The following is an 18,813-nucleotide window of genomic DNA, read 5'->3' as shown; positions in this document are numbered from 1 at the left end:
GATGTGAACCGCGACAACGGACACCGCTCCATCCGAAAACAGCGAGGCCGCTGGGCCGCGGGTGCGATCTTTTTCTGCCTGTCGATCGTCGCCGCCGGGTTCGTCAACCTCCAGATCTTCAGCACCGAGTTGTATACGCTCCTTTCGAGCGAGAACCGGCTGCGGACCATCACGGTGCCGGCGCCGCGCGGGACCATCTACGACCGCTATGGACGGGCCATCGCGGACAACGTGCCGGGGTACGACGTGTCGATGCTGCCCGGGCCCCGCGACTCCATCGCGGCCGGACTCGATCGGCTCGCGGAGCGGCTGGAGTTGTCGCCCGAGCGGCGCGCCGCGTTGTTGTCGCGCAACCGGGACCGTCCCGGCGAAGCTCTGGTCGTGCGCGAGAACGCGAACTTCGAGCAGGTCGCGTTCATCGAGGAACGGAGACCCCGGTTTCGGCGCGTCGTCGTGGACCAGAGGCCGCACCGGCGCTATCCGGCGGGGCCCGCGGTCGCGCACGTGATCGGGTACGTGGGAGAGATCAGCCCGGAGGAACTGACTCGACCCGAGTATGCGGACTACGAATCCGGCCAGTCGATCGGGAAGACGGGGCTGGAGGAGCAGTACGAGCACAGGCTCGCCGGGCGGAACGGGATCCGTTACGCGGAGGTGAACGCCCTGGGTTCGATCGTGCGGGATCTGGGGGTCGCGCAGGCGCAGGCTCCGGTGCCCGGAGATGACCTGCATCTCGGCATCGATCTCGACCTCCAGGTGTACGCGGATTCGGTGTTTCCCGAAGGGATGCGGGGCGGCGTCGTGGCGCTGGACCCCGTCACGGGAGAAGTGCTGCTTCTCTATAGCCACCCCACGTTCGACCCCAACGCGTTCATCGGCGGCATTCCCCTGGATCTGTGGAACTCGCTTCGTGAACACCCGGACGAGCCTATGCTGGACCGGGTCTCGATGGCTTCCTACCCCCCGGGATCCACGTGGAAGCTCGTCATGTCCGCCATCGGGATGAAGACGGCGGACCTCGCGTTCGATACCTACCACGCGTCCGCATGCACCGGCGGGCTCTGGTACCACACCCGCCGCTTCCGCTGCTGGCTCCCGAGTGGACACGGTCGCCTGAACCTCTCCGAGGCGATCAAGCATTCGTGCAATGTCTGGTTCTATCAGGCGGGGCAGCGGATCGGTCTCGACCCGCTCCTTGCGGGGGTCGGAGAGTTCGGCTTCGGACGCCGGACCGGGATCGACCTCCCGTCCGAGACGCTGGGCCGCTTCCCGGACTCCAGACAGTGGTACGACGACTATCTGGGGCCGGGAGGGTGGACCGAGGCCGTCGTGTGGAACCTCTCGATCGGGCAGGGGGAAAACGCGCAGACGCTGCTGGCGATGGCCCAGTTCTACGCGGCACTGTCGACGGGGAAGGCGCCCGTCAGACCCCACCTCGTGCGGGATGAGATGCTCGCGCAGCAGCGCGCGGACTGGACGCTGGATCTCCCCGAGGTCCAGCGGCGCCAGCTCGTCGACGCCCTGGTGCGTGTCGTGAACGAGCCCGGAGGCACTGCCTACGGCAGCCGGCTGGCCCGCTGGACTCTCGCCGGGAAGACCGGCACGGCCCAGAACCCGCACGGCCCGCCCCATTCCTGGTTCGTCGGGTTCGCGCCCGCCTACAATCCGCGGATCGTGATCGCGGCGATCGTGGAACACGGGCACCCGGACGGAGCCCCGTCGCTCGCCGTGCCTCTCGCGGCCGGGCTCGTGAACCGGCACCTCGAGACGCTCGGGCTGCCGCCGGAGGACACGCCCGGCATCCGTCCGACAGAAGCGCTCCCGGCTCCGGCGGGTGGATGATCGACCGCCTGCGCATCTCCGGGGTGGGAGATCCGACGCTCCTCGCGCTGGTTCTGTTCATGACCGGGCTCGGAATCGCGATGATCTATTCGGCCGGGCAGGTCGACGTGCAGTCGCTGGCCACCGGAATCTGGGTTCGCCAGCTCTACTGGTTCGGTGTGGCGATCGCCGCGCTGGCCGTGACCTCCCGCTTCTCGCTCCGTTTCCTCGAATGGTTGGCGCCCTGGGTCTACGGGCTCACCATCCTCCTCCTCGTCCTCGTTTTTTTCGTCGGGACGGGCCCGAACGGTAGCTGGCTCGAACTCGGCCCCGGACGACTGCAGCCGGCGGAAGTCGCGAAGCTGGGGACGATCCTCATGCTGGCGCGGGTGATGGGAGGTGCGCCGGGCCCGTACGAGCGGCTCCTGGAGTTCTGGAAACCCGCCGTCATTACGCTCGTCCCGTTCGTGCTCGTGCTGCGGCAGCCAGACCTCGGCAGCGCCATGATCTTCGGAGCGCTCCTGCTCGCCGTGCTGTTCTGGAGCGGCGTGCCGCTGCCGAAGATCTTCCTGCTCACGTCTCCGGGACTCAGTCTCCTGCTCGGCTTCAACTGGATCGCGTGGGGCCTCGGGTTCCTCGTCGTCGCAGCCTGCCTGTACGTACACCGCCTCTTCATCCTGGAAGCGGTAGGCGTGCTCCTCGCAAACGTCTTCGCGGGCGCGCTCACGCTCCGCATATGGGATTCTCTCGCCGACTATCAGCGGAACCGGCTTCTCGTCTTCCTGGACCCGGAGATCGATCCGCTTGGTGCCGGCTGGCATCTCATCCAGTCGAAGGTCGCCATCGGCTCCGGCGGACTCATCGGCGCGGGCTTCGCCAACGGTCCGCAGAAGCGGCTCGCCTTCCTCCCGGAGCAGCATACGGACTTCATCTTCTCCGTCGTGGGGGAGGAGTTCGGGTTCATCGGCGTGATGCTGTTCCTGGTGCTCTTCGCTTTCCTCCTCTGGCGCGTGCTTCGGGTGGCCTCCGTGATGGACGACCGATTCGGAAGCCTGATCGCATTCTGCCTGTTCGCGGTCCTCCTGACGCACATCGCGGTGAACCTGGGGATGGCGGTGGGCATGATGCCGGTGACCGGACTGCCCTTGCCGCTCCTCAGCTACGGGGGGAGCTTTCTGCTCGTGCTCTACGCGGGCTTCGGGATCGTGCAGCGCGTGGCCTGGGAGGCCTGAGTGTCCTGGTTCAGCAAACCAAAGCGCAAGCTGGTCTCACAGAAGCGTGAGCTTCCGGGCGACGTGTGGGATCGGTGCGCCGGGTGCGGCGAGATTCTCTACAGCGGACGGCTGGAGGAGAATCTCCACGTCTGCCCGAACTGCGGCCATCATTTTCGCATCACCGCGGAGTCCTACGAGGCCATGCTGCTCGACGGCGGAGGTCTGGCCGAACTCCACGACGGGCACCTGCGCTCCGCCGATCCGCTCGGGTTCGTCGACTCCCGCAGCTATGCCGAACGCATCGCGCAGGCGGAGCAACGGGGCGGCGACCAGGATGCCATTCGGACGGGGCGCGGCGAGATCGGAGGCAGGGAAGTCCACCTCGGGACCATGGATTTCCGCTTCATCGGCGGGTCGATGGGGTCGGTGGTGGGCGAGAAGATCCGCCGTCTCGCCGACCGCTCCCTCGAACGGGGAGTGCCGCTCATCATCATTTCCGCTTCCGGCGGCGCGCGGATGCAGGAAGGGATCCTTTCCCTCATGCAGATGGGAAAGACGGCGGCCGCGCTCGAGCAGCTTGCGAGTGCCGGCATCCCCTACGTGAGCGTCCTCACGAACCCCACCACGGGCGGGGTGACGGCGTCATACGCGATGCTGGGGGATGTGATTCTCGCGGAACCCGGCGCCCTGATCGGTTTTGCCGGCCCGCGCGTGATCAAGGAAACGATCCGGCAGGATCTTCCGGAGGGGTTCCAGACCGCGGAGTTCCTGGAAGAGCACGGGATGATCGACCGCATCGTCCCGCGTCAGGAGATGCGCGGCGCCCTCGCGAGCCTCCTGGATCACATGTGCTGATCGGGGGCGGGGACGCCCTCGCGGCCCTGTTCGACTCCCGTCCGGCCACCAGGATCCGCTGGGGTCTCGACAGAATCGAAGCGCTCCTCACGGAGCTGGGTCGGCCGGAACGAACCTTCGACGCGCTCCACATTGCCGGCACAAACGGCAAGGGGTCGACCGCGTGCTTCGCGGCGTCGATGCTCGGAAGCGGCGGCACGCGCACGGGACTCTACACCTCGCCGCACCTCGAGGACGTTCGGGAACGGTTCCGGATCGACGGGGGGTGGGTGGAGGAGTCGGCGCTTCAGTCCGCCGCGGCTCGCGTCGCCGGCTGCGAGGCGGCCGAAAGCTGCACGTACTTCGAGTTGGCCACCGCGCTCGCCTTCACCTGCTTCGCGGAATGCGGGGTGCAGGTGGCGGTCGTCGAAACCGGTCTCGGCGGCCGCCTCGACGCGACGAACGTGCTTCGTCCCGCCGGCACGGCGATCACCCCGATCAGCCTCGACCACACGGAATGGCTCGGCGGATCTCTCGAGGCGATCGCGAGGGAAAAGGGCGGGATCTTCAAGAGCGGAGCGCCAGCCTGCCTGGGTCGAATCGAGCCACCTCCGCTCGCGGCGCTCGAGCGGGTCGCGCGCGGCGTCGGAGCGCCGGTCGCGCGCCTCGGAAGGGACGCGGAAGTATCGGAAATCGCGGTGCGAACCGACCCCTCCGGGACGCGCTTCCGATACGTTTCGGGGTCGCGTCCCGACGGCCTGCGGCTTGCCACGGGCCTCCCGGGCCGGCACCAGGCGGACAACGCGGCTCTCGCTCTCCTGCTGCTGGACTGCTCCGGCTATCCGCCGGACGACGGCGCCGCGCGGCGCGGGATCGCGCGCGCGCGGCTGGCCGGCCGCTTCGAGGTCCGGCCTCCGGGGGCGGGACGCCCGGGCTGCGTGTTCGATATCGCGCATAACCCGGCAGCGATCGCGGCGCTCTGCGAGACGCTGGCAGAACTGTCGGTGGCCCGCCCGCTCATCGCCGTGGTCGGAATGCTGGCCGACAAGGACTGGAAGAGCACGCTGGCCCGACTCGCGCTTGACAGCGACACTATGATTCTGACTCGATCCGCCGTCCCCGCGGAGAGGCGGTGGGACCCGTCGCGGGCGCAGGAGTGGCTGTCGCGCGAACGGGGCCTCGAATCGATCGTGTGCCGGAACGTGGCCGAGGCGGTCTCACGGGGGCTGACACTCGCCGGCGCGGGAACACTTTTGGTCACGGGATCCGCCTATACCGTGGGTGAGGCCCGGGCATTGCCGGAACTCGACGGCGTACGAACAGGAGATTAGAGATGCTGTACGATCCCAGACTGGTACAACCGATGAGGGACGAACTGACGCGCCTCGGCGTGCGTGAGCTCCGGACCTCCGATGAAGTGGACGAAGTCCTCGCGTCGGAAGGGGAGACGCTCGTCGTCGTGAACTCCGTCTGCGGCTGCGCGGCGCGCAACGCACGACCCGCGGTGGCGATGGCCATGGGTCACGGAAAGCAGCCCGACCGCGTCGTCACGGTCTTCGCGGGACAGGATGTGGAAGCGACGGCGCGCGCGCGGCAGTATTTCACCGGCGTGCGACCCTCGTCACCGTCTCTCGCGCTGCTCTCGGACGGGGAACTGCAGTTCATGCTCGAGCGGCACCAGATCGAGGGCCGCGAGGCGCGCGATATCGCGGCCGACCTCACAAAGGCGTACGACCGATACTGCGCGACGAGCTAGCCGCGCGGGGCCTCGGGTTGCCACCGCTCTTCGGGCCGTGAGTTCCGGCGGGATCCGCGGTCTGACCGGTTTTCGAGATTTCTTTCCCGAGGAACTCGCCCTTCGCCGACACATCTTTTCGGCCTGGCGCAGGGTTGGCGCCCGCTACGGATTCACGGAGTATGACGGACCTCCCCTCGAAGCGCTGGAACTCTACACGCGGAAGTCCGGCGAAGAGATCGTAGGCCAACTGTACGAGTTCGAGGACAAGGGGGGCCGGGCCGTGGCGCTGCGGCCCGAGATGACGCCTACCTTCGCGCGCATGATCGCCGCGCGCGCCGCCGGGCTCCCGAAGCCGGTACGCTGGTTCTCGATCCCGCAGCTCTTCCGCTACGAACGGCCGCAGCGCGGTCGGCTCCGCGAACACTTCCAGCTCAACATGGACATCGTCGGTGAAACGAACCCGCTCGCCGATGCGGAGATCATCAGCGCGGGCATCGACGCGCTGCGGGAACTCGGCCTGGGGGCCGCGGACATCGTGGTCCGCATCTCGGACCGACGCCTCATCGGCGCACTTCTCGACGCCCACGGGATCTCCGCCGAAGACCATGTCCCGGTGTTCGGCGCCCTCGACCGGCTCGAGAAGGAAGGAGAGGACGGGGTCCGCGGGCGGCTCGCGGAATACGGCGTGGAGAAGGAAGTGGCGACTCGTTTGCTCGCGGCCATCCGGCAGCCGCTCGAGGAACTGGCGGCCGCGCACGCGGGAGACGAAGCGGTCGCCGCGGCGGCCGACCGACTATCCACCGTGTTTGCGCATCTCGACGCGACGGGCTTCGCCGACTTCGTCAGGTTCGACGCGGGCCTCGTCCGCGGACTTGCCTACTACACCGGGACGGTGTTCGAGATCTGGGATCGCCGCGACGAACTGCGCGCGATCTGCGGTGGTGGCCGCTATGATGACCTTCTGAAGGCGCTGGGAGGCGTGGATCTCCCGGCTCTCGGCTTCGGCATGGGGGATGTGGTCCTCACGGAACTTCTCAGGGATCGGGGACTCGCGCCCGACGCTGCCCGTCGCGTGGACGACTACATCGTATGCGTTTCCGATGCGGAGCGCCCGCTTGCGCTCGGTCTGGCTCGCGCTCTGCGCGACCGGGGACGGCGAGTGCTCTACGACCTTCGGCCGCGCGGGGTCGGACGCCAGTTCAAGGCCGCCCACCAGGCCGGCGCCGGCCGCGCCATCGTACTCGGGCCGCAGGAAGTGGAGCGGGGCGTCGCGGTACTCCGCGACATGGCGTCCGGCGAGGAACGGGAAGTCGCGATCGAGACCCTGGCCGGACCACGCCCCGACGAAACGAGAGGGGAGGAAGTGCGGTGAGTCGCGTTCTCATCCTCGATTTCGGATCCCAGTTCACGCAACTCATCGCGCGACGCATTCGCGAGGAGGGCGTGTACTGCGAGGTGCACCCGCCGACGCGGACCCCGGCGTGGGTCCGCCGCTACGATCCGGCGGCCATCGTCCTTTCCGGAGGGCCGGCGAGCGTGTACGACGAAGGCGTCCCCACGGCCCAGCCCGAGACCCTCGCCATGGGCGTCCCGATTCTCGGGATCTGCTACGGAATGCAGCTCGTTGCGGATCTCGTCGGGGGCGAGGTGCAACAGGCCGAGCGCCGGGAGTACGGGCGGGCCGAACTCAGGGTTCGGGCGGCGGATCCTCTCTTTCGCGGGTTCGACGATGGCGAGCCCACCCAGGTCTGGATGAGCCACGGCGACTCCCTCCACGCGCTGCCGCCGGGTTTCGAGGTCTCAGCGACCACCGAGAACTCGATCGCCGCGATCCGGTCCGAGGAGCGGCGGATCTGGGGCGTCCAGTTCCACCCGGAAGTTGCCCACACGACGCGCGGCGGCGAGATGCTGCGGAACTTCCTGTTCGAGATCGCCGGCTGCGAGATGAGCTGGAACGCCGCGAACATCATCGACCACCAGCTCGCCACGGTGCGCGAGACCGTGGGCGATGGACAGGTGATCTGCGGCCTCTCGGGCGGAGTGGACAGCTCCGTGGCCGCCGCGCTCGTGCAGCGGGCGGTCGGGGACCGGCTCACCTGCATCTTCGTCGACACGGGCCTGCTGCGGAAAGGTGAACGCGACGCCGTGGAAGCGGTGTTCGGCGAACACATGGGGATGCGGCTTGAGGTCGTCGACGCGGCCGATCTCTTCCTCGACCGCCTCGCCGGCGTCGAGGAGCCTGAAGAGAAGCGGGTCATCATCGGCCACACCTTCATCGACGTGTTCGAGGAGGCGGCGGGCCGGCATGGCGACGCGCGTTTCCTCGTGCAGGGAACGCTGTACCCCGACGTGATCGAGTCCGTCTCGGTGTGGGGGCCATCGGTGAAGATCAAGTCCCATCACAACGTGGGCGGACTTCGTCCGGATCACCCGTTCGAACTCATCGAGCCCCTTCGTGAACTCTTCAAGGACGAGGTGCGCGCCGTAGGCCGCGAGCTGGGCCTTTCGGAGGAGATCGTGGGGCGTCACCCGTTTCCGGGACCGGGCCTGGGGATCCGAATCCTGGGCGACGTGACGCGGGAGAAACTCGCCACGCTGCGGGAAGTGGACGCGATCTACCTCGAGGGGATTCGCGATGCGGGGCTCTACGACGAGATATGGCAGGCGTTCGCCGTCTTGCTGCCCGTCCAGTCCGTCGGCGTCATGGGCGATGCGCGCACGTACGAGAACGTCGTCGTGCTCCGGGCCGTGACCTCGCTGGACGGGATGACGGCCGACTGGTTCCAGTTCCCCCACGACGTCCTGGGCCGGATCTCCAACCGCATCATCAACGAGGTGAAGGGAGTGAACCGGGTGACCTACGATGTGTCGTCGAAGCCCCCCGCCACGATCGAGTGGGAGTAGGCTCCGTGGAGGAATCCGGCGCCGGGAGCGGCCCGAACTGCCGGGAAGTCGCCGCCTGGCTCGATGATTTCCTGGACGTCGCCGGGATAGAGGATTATCCGTTCGCCCTCAACGGGTTGCAGGTCGACGGGCGCCGCGCCGTCATCCGCATCGGCGCGGCGACGGATGCCTGCCAGGCCACGATCGACCTCGCGGCCGACGCCGGGTGCGGGATCCTCCTCGTTCACCACGGACTGTTCTGGGGCGGCCTGCGTCCGTTCGTCGGCCCCGCGTACGAGCGCTGCCGCCGGCTCGTGGAGAGCGGGATGGGGTTGTACTCGGCGCACCTCCCGCTCGATGCGCATCCCCGGATCGGAAACAACGTCCTCCTCGCCGCCGAACTCCGCGTCGGGGATGTCGAACCGTTCGGGTCCTTCAAGGGGAATGAAGGGATCGGCGTCATCGGCACGGTCGACACCTCCCTCGGCGAGCTCGCGGCCCGGGCTCAGGCCGTGTGCGGGCGAGCCCCCTTCGTGATCGCCGGCGGCCCGGAACGCGTGTCGCGGCTCGCCATCGTCACGGGCGGCGCGGGTTCGATGATCGAGGCGGCTGCAACGGCCGGAGCCGACACCTTCCTCACCGGGGAGGGGAACCACCACACCTACCACGAGGCGATGGAACTCGGGATCAACGTGATCTACGCCGGCCACTACGGGACGGAGACGCTGGGTGTCCGGGCCCTGGCGAAGCGCGCGGCGGAGCATTTCGGGGTGGAGCACGCATTCTTCGACGTCCCCACCGGCCTCTAGCGCGGGTTCCGGCGTGTACCCTCGCGCCCCCGCCCTCCGCTAGAAGACCGAGACCTTGAGGTCGGTCAGGTAGCGGTCCGGCCGTTCACGAACATCCCGCAGGAGGAGGGCGAGTTCCTCGCCCGCGGCGCGCAGCGTGCCCAGCGTCTCCACCAGTTCATCGTGGACCGCGTCTTCGCGCAGGAGTCTTCCGAGCGTGCCCTCTCCGCCTTCGAGCCCCCGCGTGATCTCGGCGAGGGATCGGCCGGCGGCCGAGAAATCCGCGCTTGCGGCGGCGAGCCGCGTCGAGAGCGTGTCGAGGTTGGCCAGCGTGCGATCGGCTTCCTCGGACCCGGTCATCCCGGCGAGCCGATTCGACAGCGTATCCATATTGGCGAGCAGGCTGCCGATCGACGCGCGCTCCGTCTCGAGGATTCCGGCGAGCTCCCGCATCGCGAGCGTGAAGGCCTCGGACCCGTCGGCGACGTTTTCGGCCAGACCGCCGTCGAGCAGCGATTCCATCTCTCCGATCAGGGAACTCACCTCGTCCCCGAGGGTCGAGGCCAGCGACGTGAGATCGGACCGGCGGTCGAGCACGAGCGTGTCGCCTTCCGCCAGCGTCCGGGCACTGGTCCCCGGCGTCAACTCGACGAGTTGCTGGCCCAGGAATCCATCCGGCTGGATGGCGCCGCGCGTATCCGCCGGCAGCCGAACCCGCGTGGAGAGCGTCATCGCGAGGACGACATGCTCCGCCTCGAGCGCGACTTCGTCCACGGTGCCGACCTCCACGCCGCGCAACAGGACGGGCGACGCGGTCGCGATCCGGTTCGCGTTGGCCGCGATCCCCCACACGCGGATGGTGGGACCGCGGAAAGGCGAGCCCGATATCCAGAACAGACCCGCGACGACGACGGCCGCGGCAAGGATGACGAATACGCCGACCCGGACCTCGACGCCGCGGTCGCGCAGCCCCGGGTCCCTCACGCGGGACCTCGCGCAGGCCCCGCGTCGAGAAACTCGCGCACTGCCCGGTTGTCCGTCTCGCGCAACTGCTGTGGCGTACCCTCGGCCGCGACCACGCCCCCGGAAAGGAGGGCGATCCGGTCTGCCAGGAAGAAGGCGGACTCCACGTCGTGGGTCACGACGATACTCGTCGCATCGACTTCCTCGCTCACGCGCGCGATGAGGCGGTTGATGCGGGTGGCGTTGACGGGATCGAGTCCCGTCGTGGGCTCATCATACAGGACGTAGCGGCGCTTCCCGATGATGGCGCGCGCGATGGCGACCCGCCGCTGCATCCCCCCGGAGAGTTCGGCGGGCAGGAGCGTCAGTACTTCCGGCTCGAGGTTCACGTGATCGAGCGCGGTGCGGACCAGTTCCTCGCATTTGGCCGCACGGCCGCGACAGAAACCCGGTGGGAGGCCCATCAGCAGGTTCCCGCGCACCGTCATGGAATCGAAGAGGGCGGAATTCTGGAACACGTAGGCGGTCTTGGTGCGAACGGCGGCCATCTCGGCCCGATCGGCCGATGGGACCGAGATTCCATCGACGAGGATGTCTCCGGCGTCCGGATCGAACAGGCCGACGATGTGCTTGAGGAGGACGCTCTTTCCCGTTCCCGACGGCCCCATGATGGCGAGCGTTTCACCTTCCCGCACGTCGAGGTCGACGCCGCTCAGGACCGGACGTCCCCCGAGCCACTTGTGCACTCCGATGATCCTGATCACGTGAGCGTCTTGTACACCGGCCCCAGCACGGTGTCCAGGACCATGATGGAGACGATGATCGCGACGACCGCCCTCGTCGCCGTGCGGCCGACGCCCGCCGCCCCGCCGGTCGCGCGCAGCCCGACGTGGCTTGAAATGAACGTGATCGCGAATCCGTACGCGACCGCCTTCACGAGCGAGAAGATGAGCGCGCCGTGGTGATAGTACCCCTTCGCCCCATCCACGTACTCGGCCGTGCTCAGCCCGAGGATGCCGACCGATGTCACGTAGCCGCTGAAGACTCCCATCACGTTGGCGAGCATGACGAGCGGGATCAGAATGAGGGTTCCCGCGACCACCCGCGGGACCACGAGTTCCACGACGGGATCCCGACCCATCGTCAGAAGCGCGTCGATCTGGTTCGTCACCTTCATCGTGCCGAGTTCGGCCCCGATGGCCGCGCCCACGCGTCCCGCGAGGACGACCGCCGTCAGTACGGGTCCCAGTTCCGTGAGCATGCCGCCCACGACGCCGCCCGCCACGATCTCCCTCGGCAGTCCCGGGGAGAGCTGGTACATCGTCTGCTGGGCCATGACCGCACCCGAGAGGGCGCCCATCAGCAGCACCAGCGGGAGGCTGTCGAGACCGATGAACTTCGCGTGCTGAACCGTCTCCAGCGCGTACCGGCGCGGCTGGGCGAGCGCGCGAAGCGTCGCGACGCCGAGCATGCCCGCCCTTCCGGCGTGGAGCGCCGCGGCGCGGGCGGAACGGCCCGGCGCGGCGAGGAGGTTCGGTGCCCTCAACGGCTTTCGTGCCTTTCCTCGTCCGGCACCTCCACCTGCGATTCCGGTCGCGGAACGCCGTCGAGCACCTCCACTTCGAGCCGAATCGCCTCCCACAGCCGGTGCATGCGTCCGGGGTCGTCTCCGAACCGCGTGGTGAATTCCTCGAGTTGCTGTCCGGTCACGCCATGCTCGTCGAGCGTCGCGGCCCGCACCGAGTCGCCCTCCGCGGTGTCCGCGTACTTCGCGCGAGCCCAGGTGAGTCTGGCCATGACCTGAACGTACGTGTCTTCGTCCAGGCCGCCGCCGGACCCGCCGCAGCCGGCGGCCACGAGGCCTGCGACGAGCAGGATCGGTTTCACGATGGCTCCGTCGCGGCGCGGGCGCTTCATTCGGAAGCGCGAAGCGAGGCGCGGTAGAGCCAGACAATGAACCCGACGACGACCGCGGCGCCGATCCAGCGCGCGGCCGGATCGAAGCTCTCCGGCACGAGGCTCAGCACATCCGTGCTCTGTGAGAGGGCGAACGGGATCGCGAGGAAAATCCCGACGAGCGCCTCTCCGGTGATGAGTCCGGAGGAGAAGAGGAGCCCGCGGTGGTTCGCCTGCCGGACGGCCCCTTCGCCGCCCCCGCCTCGCAGCACGGTCCGGCCCACCAGCCACGCCACGAGCCCGCCCACGAAGATCGGAACTTCGAGTTCGATGGGCAGGTAGATGCCGACCGCGACGGCGAGGACTGGCACCCGCAGGCTGGAGCCGCGCGCCTTGAGAACCTGGTCGAGGGTGATCACGCACGCGGCGATGAGTGCCCCGATCCCGATCATCGCCCACGGGAGATTGCGCGAAAAGACGCCGTCGGCGACCGAAGCCATCAGCGTCGCCTGCGGCGCCTGCAGCATCTCCTCCGGGTCCATACCCTCTCGCGGCAGGACGCCGCCGAGCCCGTAGGCCTCGAACAGGAGGCCGAGGATCGGCGCGATGACGAGCGCGGCGGCCGTGACGCCGACGAGCTGCATGATCTGCTGCTGGCGGGGCGTCGCGCCGACGATCCGGCCCGCCTTCAGGTCCTGCATGTTGTCCCCCGCGATCGCGGCGGCACACGCGACGACGGCCCCCACGAGGATCGCGGTCGCCGCCGCCGAAAGCGCCTGGGGCGCCGAGACGGTGAAGTCGACCTGCAATCCCAGCAGGAGATAGAGGATGAGGGAGATCGTGAGGATCGTCGCGATCGTCACCCCCGAGATCGGGTTGTTCGAGGAGCCCACGAGTCCCGCCATGTAGCCCGCGACCGAGGCGAAGAGGAACCCCGCCAGGAGAGCGAAGACCGTCCCCAGCGCGAGCACGATCCAGTAGAGTCCGGGCGTGATGGCGAGCGCGCCGCGGTCGATGACGAGCACGAACACCGCGAGGATCGGCACCGCCAGCGCCACGGTCCCGATCCCGACGAAGTTGATCGGCATGTCGCGCTCGGTGCGGAGGATTTCCGGACCGCCGTCGGCCGCGCGCGCCGCGCGCAGCGCCGCGATGGAGGAGCGCACGCCATCCCGCACGTGGCCCAGGAGCGAAACGAGGGCCCATACCCCACCCACGACCATGGCGCCTACGCCCATGAAGCGGATCTGCGCGCTCCAGATCGCGGCGGCCGCGTCGTACCCGCTCGCATCCCCCGTGATGCCGGCGACAACCTGCGGATCCGTGATCGCCATGTAGATGGGGATCCCGGCGATCCAGGAGATCGCGCCGCCCGCGAGCACGAGGCTGCCGACGCGGGGTCCGACGATGTATCCGACGCCGAGCAGGGCGGGGGAGAGGTCGCTTCCGATCCCGAAGACGGACCGGCCGAACGCAAAGCCGTGTTCTATGGAGGAGCCCGCGACCTTGAGGCCCGTCTGCGAGAACTTCAGCAGGGCGGCCGCCACGCCCCCGAGCGCGATCAGCCTCGCTCCGGAGCCGCCGCTGGCCCCGGCCTTCAGCACCTCCGCCGTCGCCACACCCTCGGGGAAGCGCAGATCCGCCTCGACGATGAGGGCCCGCCTGAGCGGGATGGTGAAGAGGACGCCGAGAATCCCGCCGCAGAGGGCGATCCCCATCGTGGGCAGGAACGGAAACCCGGCCCAGTGGCGGAGGAGGATGAGGGCGGGCAGGGTGAAGATCACGCCGGCCGCCAGCGACTCGCCCGCCGAAGCGGCTGTCTGAACGATATTGTTCTCGAGGATATTGTGCTCGCGGAACATCCTGAGGATCGCCATGGAGATCACGGCGGCCGGGATCGACGCGGACACGGTGAGGCCCACCTTGAGGCCCAGATAGGCGTTCGCCCCCGAGAGGACGGCGGAGAGAAGGATGCCGAGGACGATCGCCTTGCCGGTGATCTCGGGCAGGGACTGCGACGCGGGAATATACGGCTTGTGCGCGCGCGATTCCGAGGCGCCGGCTGCTGTGTCCGACATGGGCATCCCTCCAGATTGTCCCGGGACCGACACGGGAGACGATCGAATCCTCATGGGGCGGGGTCGACCGATGGGACGCTAGTTGCGGGTCCGGCAGGGGTCAACACGGGAGCCCTGCCGAAGTGGCACCAGGTCGGGAGGCCGGTGGTACCCGCCACCGCCTGATCGGCGGTCATCCCGCCGTTCCGGCGGATCGGGATCCCGAACCCGGCGCCTGACGGGGCATGGGGATTGCTCATGAAGCGGGGAGCCGCAACCCGATGGCGGCGGTTCGACGCGAAGACGCACCCAGGGACTCCAAGGCAGCGAATAGAAGATGATCCCGAACGACAGACTCACGCTCAAGGCCCGCGAGGCCCTGAACGATGCGATGATCGCGGCGCGCCGGTCGGACAACCCGGCCGTCGAGGACGTCCACCTTCTCGCGGCGCTGCTCGCGCAGGAGGGTGGCGTCATCGTGCCGGTCCTGCAGACGGTCGGCGTCGATCTCCCCGATCTGGAGGCGCGCCTGGAAGGGGCCGTGCGCCGCCTGCCGAGGCAGAGTGGAGCGGCGCCGGGCTTCAGCCGCGAACTCGACCGCGTCCTCGACGCGGCGGATGCGCTCGCGGGGGAGATGGGCGACGGCTATGTGACGACCGAACACCTCCTCCTCGCCCTCGCCGGGGAACAGGCCTCCACGACGGGCCCGCTGCTCCGGAACGCGGGAGCGGGTCCGGAATCGACACGTCAGGCGGTGGAGGAAGTCCGGGGACCGCATCGCGTGACGGATCAGGATCCGGAAGGGAAGTATCGGGCCCTCGAGCGGTACGGCGTCGATCTCACGGCCGAGGCACGCGCCGGGAAGCTCGACCCGGTCATTGGCCGGGATGCCGAGATCCGCCGCGTCATGCAGGTCCTCTCGCGGCGAAGGAAGAACAATCCCGTCCTCATCGGCGAGCCCGGCGTGGGCAAGACCGCGATCGCGGAAGGGCTCGCGCAGCGCATCGTGGCGGGAGACATCCCGGAATCACTGCGGAACAAGCAACTCGTGCAGCTGGACATCGGGTCGATGCTCGCGGGCGCAAAATACCGGGGCGAGTTCGAGGAACGTCTGAAGGCCACGCTGAAGGAGATCACGGAATCCGGCGGCCGCTACGTCGTCTTCCTGGACGAACTCCACACGGTCGTGGGAGCGGGGGCGGCGGAGGGCGCCGTGGATGCGGGGAACATGCTCAAGCCCGCTCTGGCCCGGGGCCAGCTTCGCATGGTGGGCGCGACGACGCTCGACGAATACCGGATGCATATCGAGAAGGACCCGGCTCTGGAGCGGCGGTTCCAGCCGGTGCTCGTCGGCGAACCCGGGGTGGACGAGACCCTCGCCATCCTGCGCGGACTCAAGGAGCGCTACGAGGTGCACCACGGCGTGCGGATCACGGACCCGGCGCTCGTGAGTGCCGTGCGCCTGTCCGATCGCTACATCGGCGACCGGTTTCTGCCCGACAAGGCGATCGATCTCGTGGACGAGGCTGCGTCGCGGCTCCGCATCGAGATCGACTCCATGCCGGAAGAGATCGACGAACTGGATCGCAGGGTCACGCAACTGGAGATCGAGCGCGAGGCACTGCGCGAAGAGGACGACGCACGGAGCCGGGGGCGGCTCACGGAACTGGAGGGCGAGCTGGCCTCGGCGCGCGAGTCGCTCGCGGGATTGAACGCACGCTGGATCCGCGAGAAGGACACCATCCAGACGGTCCAGCGCTTCAAGCGCGAGATCGAGGAACTCGGCGTGGAGGCGCAGCAGGCGCAGCGGCGCGTGGACCACCAGCGCGCGGCCGAAATCCTGCACGGCGAGTTGCCGAAGCGGCGGACCGAACTCCTCGCCGCGGAAGCGAAACTGAGGGAGATCCAGGACGAGGGCTCCTTTCTGAACGAGGAAGTCGGACCCGGCGAGATCGCCGAGGTCGTGGCGAGCTGGACCGGGATTCCGGTGGCGAGGATGCTCGAAGACGAGAAGGACCGGCTCGCCACGCTGGAGGAGCACCTGCACCGGCGAGTGGTGAACCAGTCTCACGCCATCACGGCGGTGTCGGATGCCGTGCGCCGGAGTCGGGCGGGACTCCAGGATCCGAACCGTCCGATCGGGAGTTTCATGTTCCTCGGCCCCACCGGCGTCGGGAAGACGGAGACGGCGAGGGCGTTGGCGGAGTTCCTCTTCGACGAGGAGTCCGCCATGGTCCGGATCGACATGTCCGAGTACATGGAACGGCACGCGGTGGCACGTCTCATCGGAGCACCCCCGGGGTATGTCGGCTACGAGGAGGGCGGGCAGCTCACCGAGGCCGTGCGGCGGCGTCCCTACACCGTCGTGCTCTTCGACGAGATCGAGAAGGCGCACCCGGAGGTCTTCAACGTCCTCCTGCAGATCCTGGATGACGGGCGGTTGACGGATGGCCGCGGGCGCACGGTGAACTTTCGCAACGCCGTGCTCATCATGACGAGCAACATCGGCAGCTCCCGAATCCTCGCTCGTTCCGAGGCCGGCGAGTCGTGGGCGGGGACGGAGGCGGAGGTCGAGAATGCCCTGCGCAGCCGCTTCAAGCCGGAGTTCCTCAACCGCGTGGACGAGATCCTCGTCTTCCAGCCGCTGAGCCGGGAGCACCTCGAGTCGATCGTGGGGATACAGGTGGATCGGGTGGCCGGGATGCTGGCGGAACGGGATGTCCGGATCGAGGTGAGCGGACCCGCCAGGCGAAGAATCGCGGAAGTCGGGTACGACCCCGCGTTCGGGGCGCGCCCGCTCAAGCGCGCGATCCAGCGGCTCATCGCGAACCCGCTCGCCATGGCCTTTCTGGAAGGACGCTTTCGCGAAGGCGACGTGCTGCGCGTGGAAGTCGACGAAGACGGCGACGGGCTGCGCTTCGAGCCATCGGACACACCCGATTCAAGGGAGGGAGAGGAATGATGAGGGGGAGTCTTTGGGAGGGTGCAGGGGTCCGCGCCGGGGTCATGGTTGTGGCCGTGGCGGGGTTCGCGCTGATCGGCTGTGCGTCGCGCGGAAGTGCCGGGCCAGGGTACGGCGCGGACCTGTATGGAGCCGAGTCCGCCGAGGCGGCCATCGGACGGTTTCTCGATGCCGCGCGGCTCGGCGACTACCCTGCGATGGCGCGGCTGTTCGGTACGGACGAGGGCCCGGCGGAACGTCGCTGGGGGCGGGCCGAGACGGAACAGAGAATGTTCGTGCTTGCGAGCCTGCTCGCGCCGCGCGCCTGGAAGCTCCGCGCGAATCCCATCGCCGGGGCCGGCGGCGCCTCGCGCTGGATGGTGGATCTGACGGGGACGCGCAGCGGAGATGTGAGCGTCCCGTTCATCATCGTTTCGGACGGGAACCGCTGGTTTGTGGAGCGCATCGCGACGGAGGGACTCGGGACGCCGTGATCCCGGCCGGCCGTTCGTGGTACCGGCTGAGTCGCCGCGGATCCGCGCCGACGAGGAAGGCCGCGCGTAACGCCCAGTGCTTGAGGACCGTGCGGAGGAAACCGGCTTCCCAGCGCCGGCTCGAGGTGCACGCTACGAGGGGGAGAAGGCGAAAGCGGGTGACCCGCCGTACGGCCCGGACGAAGGTCACGTCTTCGAAAAGCGGAAGGTCCCTGAAGCCGTCGCATGCGTGGTAGGCGTCGCGCGTGACGAACAGGGCCTGATCTCCAGTGGCGGTGCGGAGTCGGCGCGTACGCCAGTTCACGCCCCATTCGAGCAGGCGATAGCGCCATCGTGGCGCGCTCGGCTGGAGGGCGAAGCGGAAACAGCCCGCCTCCGAGCCCGCATGGACGGCCGCGCGGATGGCCGCCGCGCCGCCGTCCGGAAGCCACGTATCGGCGTGAACGAAGACGAAGATCTCTCCGGTGGCGGCGCGGGCCCCGGCGGCGAGCTGGGCGCCGCGATTCCGGCGTGTCGACAGGACGCGGCCGTGGGGGGCCGCGATCTCCGTCGTGCGGTCCCGGCTGCCTCCGTCGACCACAATGACTTCCACCTCCGGGCCGAGAGCGGCTCTTGCGCGCCGGAGCGTCTCATCGAGCCGTGCCTCCTCATTGAGGGTCGGCACGATGACGGAAAACTCCGGCCCCGGACGCTCCGACCGTCGCGGCGACCCGGCGACGGGTTCCGGCTCCCGTGTCACCCGCGCTCGGGATCCTCCCGCATCTCCAGGAGAACTCCCTTCAGCGAGCGCGGATGCAGAAATGCGATGCGGGCGCCGCCGGCGCCGCGGCGGATCCGGGGCGGTATGGCTTCCGCGCCGGCCGCTTCGGCTTCGGCTAGGGCCGTCTCGAGATCGTCGACGCAGACGCAGACGTGGTGGATGCCGGGCCCGCGCCGGTCGAGGAAGCGGGCGATGGGAGACTCCGGGGTCAGGGGAGCGAGCAACTCGATCCGCCCGGAACCTTCGCCGAAGAAGGCGGCTCGAATGCCCTCCGAGGGAACGGTTTCCTCCCCGGACGGCGGCTGGCCCAGGATAGCGGACCACAGCCGGACGGCTTCCGGCAGCGAGTTGACCGCGATTCCCACGTGGTCGATTATGGGCGCGCCCGGAATACGGTTGCCTTGGTTCACTGCGGCCGGAAACC

The 18,813-nt window shown here is 68.7% G+C and carries 17 protein-coding genes; 10 read left to right on the top strand and 7 right to left on the bottom strand.

Going from position 1 to position 18,813, the window contains the following annotated elements; genetic code table 11:
* The first annotated feature begins 3 nt into the window (after positions 1 to 3).
* From mrdA to RN901_RS12720, 8 genes are read left to right on the top strand one after another with little or no spacing between them, the layout of a single operon-like run.
* Positions 4 to 1,842 (top strand): penicillin-binding protein 2, encoded by a 1,839-nt coding sequence (gene mrdA, locus RN901_RS12755; RefSeq protein ID WP_310758670.1) that lies wholly within the window; start codon positions 4 to 6, stop codon positions 1,840 to 1,842.
* Positions 1,839 to 3,053: a rod shape-determining protein RodA gene (rodA, locus tag RN901_RS12750; RefSeq protein ID WP_310758669.1), complete on the top strand. Its 1,215-nt coding sequence runs from the start codon at positions 1,839 to 1,841 to the stop codon at positions 3,051 to 3,053. Before mrdA ends, rodA begins: the two co-directional genes overlap by 4 nt.
* On the top strand, positions 3,054 to 3,890 hold the full coding sequence (accD, locus tag RN901_RS12745) for an acetyl-CoA carboxylase, carboxyltransferase subunit beta (protein ID WP_310758668.1): 837 nt from the start codon (positions 3,054 to 3,056) through the stop codon (positions 3,888 to 3,890). It abuts the gene before it with no gap.
* Positions 3,884 to 5,200: a folylpolyglutamate synthase/dihydrofolate synthase family protein gene (locus tag RN901_RS12740; protein WP_310758667.1), complete on the top strand. Its 1,317-nt coding sequence runs from the start codon at positions 3,884 to 3,886 to the stop codon at positions 5,198 to 5,200. The genes accD and RN901_RS12740 overlap by 7 nt, the downstream gene beginning before the upstream one ends.
* A gap of 2 nt (positions 5,201 to 5,202) precedes the next feature.
* Entirely contained in the window at positions 5,203 to 5,625 is a 423-nt protein-coding gene (locus tag RN901_RS12735; RefSeq protein ID WP_310758666.1) for a BrxA/BrxB family bacilliredoxin, read from the top strand.
* Between the two features lie 37 nt (positions 5,626 to 5,662).
* Positions 5,663 to 6,979, top strand: coding sequence for a histidine--tRNA ligase (gene hisS / locus RN901_RS12730; RefSeq protein ID WP_310758665.1), 1,317 nt, complete (start codon positions 5,663 to 5,665; stop codon positions 6,977 to 6,979).
* Positions 6,976 to 8,511, top strand: coding sequence for a glutamine-hydrolyzing GMP synthase (gene guaA, locus RN901_RS12725; protein WP_310758664.1), 1,536 nt, complete (start codon positions 6,976 to 6,978; stop codon positions 8,509 to 8,511). Before hisS ends, guaA begins: the two co-directional genes overlap by 4 nt.
* 5 nt (positions 8,512 to 8,516) lie before the next feature.
* Positions 8,517 to 9,299 (top strand): Nif3-like dinuclear metal center hexameric protein, encoded by a 783-nt coding sequence (locus tag RN901_RS12720; protein ID WP_310758663.1) that lies wholly within the window; start codon positions 8,517 to 8,519, stop codon positions 9,297 to 9,299.
* Between the two features lie 39 nt (positions 9,300 to 9,338).
* Here the strand turns inward: RN901_RS12720 and RN901_RS12715 are convergent, their stop codons facing one another.
* From RN901_RS12715 to RN901_RS12695, 5 genes are read right to left on the bottom strand one after another with little or no spacing between them, the layout of a single operon-like run.
* Positions 9,339 to 10,262 (bottom strand): MlaD family protein, encoded by a 924-nt coding sequence (locus RN901_RS12715; protein WP_310758662.1) that lies wholly within the window; start codon positions 10,260 to 10,262, stop codon positions 9,339 to 9,341.
* Positions 10,259 to 11,005 carry an ATP-binding cassette domain-containing protein gene (locus RN901_RS12710; RefSeq protein ID WP_310758661.1) on the bottom strand — a complete coding sequence of 249 codons (747 nt, stop codon included), beginning with the start codon at positions 11,003 to 11,005 and terminating at the stop codon, positions 10,259 to 10,261. Before RN901_RS12710 ends, RN901_RS12715 begins: the two co-directional genes overlap by 4 nt.
* Positions 11,002 to 11,787: an ABC transporter permease gene (locus RN901_RS12705; RefSeq protein ID WP_310758660.1), complete on the bottom strand. Its 786-nt coding sequence runs from the start codon at positions 11,785 to 11,787 to the stop codon at positions 11,002 to 11,004. Before RN901_RS12705 ends, RN901_RS12710 begins: the two co-directional genes overlap by 4 nt.
* Positions 11,784 to 12,128, bottom strand: coding sequence for a hypothetical protein (locus RN901_RS12700; protein ID WP_310758659.1), 345 nt, complete (start codon positions 12,126 to 12,128; stop codon positions 11,784 to 11,786). The genes RN901_RS12705 and RN901_RS12700 overlap by 4 nt, the downstream gene beginning before the upstream one ends.
* A 26-nt stretch (positions 12,129 to 12,154) precedes the next feature.
* Complete coding sequence (locus tag RN901_RS12695; protein ID WP_310758658.1) at positions 12,155 to 14,215, bottom strand: oligopeptide transporter, OPT family; 2,061 nt, start codon at positions 14,213 to 14,215, stop codon at positions 12,155 to 12,157.
* 316 nt (positions 14,216 to 14,531) lie between these two features.
* Between RN901_RS12695 and clpB the strand changes: the two genes are divergently transcribed.
* Entirely contained in the window at positions 14,532 to 17,156 is a 2,625-nt protein-coding gene (gene clpB / locus RN901_RS12690) for an ATP-dependent chaperone ClpB (RefSeq protein ID WP_310758657.1), read from the top strand.
* The gene (locus tag RN901_RS12685; protein WP_310758656.1) at positions 17,156 to 17,629 is read left to right on the top strand and encodes a hypothetical protein; all 474 of its coding nucleotides are present in this window, start codon (positions 17,156 to 17,158) and stop codon (positions 17,627 to 17,629) included. Before clpB ends, RN901_RS12685 begins: the two co-directional genes overlap by 1 nt.
* Here the strand turns inward: RN901_RS12685 and RN901_RS12680 are convergent.
* Entirely contained in the window at positions 17,562 to 18,368 is an 807-nt protein-coding gene (locus RN901_RS12680; protein ID WP_310758655.1) for a TIGR04283 family arsenosugar biosynthesis glycosyltransferase, read from the bottom strand. The two genes, RN901_RS12685 and RN901_RS12680, sit on opposite strands and share 68 nt — an antisense overlap.
* The gene (mce, locus tag RN901_RS12675) at positions 18,365 to 18,799 is read right to left on the bottom strand and encodes a methylmalonyl-CoA epimerase (RefSeq protein WP_310758654.1); all 435 of its coding nucleotides are present in this window, start codon (positions 18,797 to 18,799) and stop codon (positions 18,365 to 18,367) included. The genes RN901_RS12680 and mce overlap by 4 nt, the downstream gene beginning before the upstream one ends.
* Positions 18,800 to 18,813 lie beyond the last annotated feature (14 nt).

The organism is Candidatus Palauibacter soopunensis (assembly GCF_947581735.1).
Lineage (GTDB): Bacteria > Gemmatimonadota > Gemmatimonadetes > Palauibacterales > Palauibacteraceae > Palauibacter > Palauibacter soopunensis.
The sequence above is the reverse complement of the archived record's forward strand: the minus strand, read 5'-3'. Positions and strand labels throughout refer to the sequence as shown.